Source organism: Granulicatella sp. 572.rep1_STHE, from assembly GCF_001073445.1.
In the GTDB taxonomy this organism is placed as follows: domain Bacteria; phylum Bacillota; class Bacilli; order Lactobacillales; family Aerococcaceae; genus Granulicatella; species Granulicatella adiacens.
In genome coordinates this window covers 1-1,565 of sequence record NZ_JVBO01000005.1, presented here as the reverse complement: position 1 = coordinate 1,565, position 1,565 = coordinate 1, and the positions used below count along the sequence as shown (strand labels likewise).

Sequence of the window (1,565 nt, the reverse complement as noted above, 5' to 3'; positions counted from 1 at the left end):
GGTTTATCCTTAGAAAGGAGGTGATCCAGCCGCACCTTCCGATACGGCTACCTTGTTACGACTTCACCCCAATCATCTATCCCACCTTAGGCGGCTGGCTCCAAATGGTTACCTCACCGACTTTGGGTGTTACAAACTCTCGTGGTGTGACGGGCGGTGTGTACAAGACCCGGGAACGTATTCACCGCGGCGTGCTGATCCGCGATTACTAGCGATTCCGGCTTCATGTAGGCGAGTTGCAGCCTACAATCCGAACTGAGAATGGCTTTAAGAGATTCGCTTACCCTCGCGAGTTCGCTGCTCGTTGTACCATCCATTGTAGCACGTGTGTAGCCCAAGTCATAAGGGGCATGATGATTTGACGTCATCCCCACCTTCCTCCGGTTTGTCACCGGCAGTCTCACTAGAGTGCCCAACTGAATGCTGGCAACTAGTAATAAGGGTTGCGCTCGTTGCGGGACTTAACCCAACATCTCACGACACGAGCTGACGACAACCATGCACCACCTGTCACTTTGTCCCCGAAGGGAAAGCTCTATCTCTAGAGTGGTCAAAGGATGTCAAGACTTGGTAAGGTTCTTCGCGTTGCTTCGAATTAAACCACATGCTCCACCGCTTGTGCGGGTCCCCGTCAATTCCTTTGAGTTTCAACCTTGCGGTCGTACTCCCCAGGCGGAGTGCTTAATGCGTTAACTGCAGCACTGAAGGGCGGAAACCCTCCAACACTTAGCACTCATCGTTTACGGCGTGGACTACCAGGGTATCTAATCCTGTTTGCTACCCACGCTTTCGAGCCTCAGCGTCAGTTACAGACCAGAGAGTCGCCTTCGCCACTGGTGTTCCTCCATATATCTACGCATTTCACCGCTACACATGGAATTCCACTCTCCTCTTCTGCACTCAAGTTCCCCAGTTTCCAATGACCCTCCCCGGTTGAGCCGGGGGCTTTCACATCAGACTTAAGGAACCGCCTGCGCTCGCTTTACGCCCAATAAATCCGGACAACGCTTGCCACCTACGTATTACCGCGGCTGCTGGCACGTAGTTAGCCGTGGCTTTCTGGTTAGATACCGTCAAGGCGCTAACAGTTACTCTAGCACTTGTTCTTCTCTAACAACAGAGTTTTACGATCCGAAAACCTTCTTCACTCACGCGGCGTTGCTCCGTCAGACTTGCGTCCATTGCGGAAGATTCCCTACTGCTGCCTCCCGTAGGAGTTTGGGCCGTGTCTCAGTCCCAATGTGGCCGATCACCCTCTCAGGTCGGCTATGCATCACGGCCTTGGTGAGCCGTTACCTCACCAACTAGCTAATGCACCGCGGGTCCATCCATCAGCAGAAGCTTGCGCCTCTTTTCCTCTTCAAGCCATGCGGCTCGAAGACCTATGCGGTTTTAGCATCCGTTTCCGGATGTTATCCCCCTCTGATGGGCAGGTTACCCACGTGTTACTCACCCGTTCGCCACTAGATTGACCAGTGCAAGCACCGGTCGCTCTCGTTCGACTTGCATGTATTAGGCACGCCGCCAGCGTTCGTCCTGAGCCAGGATCAAACTCTCATGAAAAA

The 1,565-nt window shown here is 53.4% G+C and carries 1 rRNA gene; it reads right to left on the bottom strand.

Annotated features, from left to right (window positions below):
- Positions 1-13: 13 nt before the first annotated feature.
- A 16S ribosomal RNA gene (locus ADH99_RS00020) occupies positions 14-1,563 on the bottom strand.
- Between the last annotated feature and the right edge of the window lie 2 nt (positions 1,564-1,565).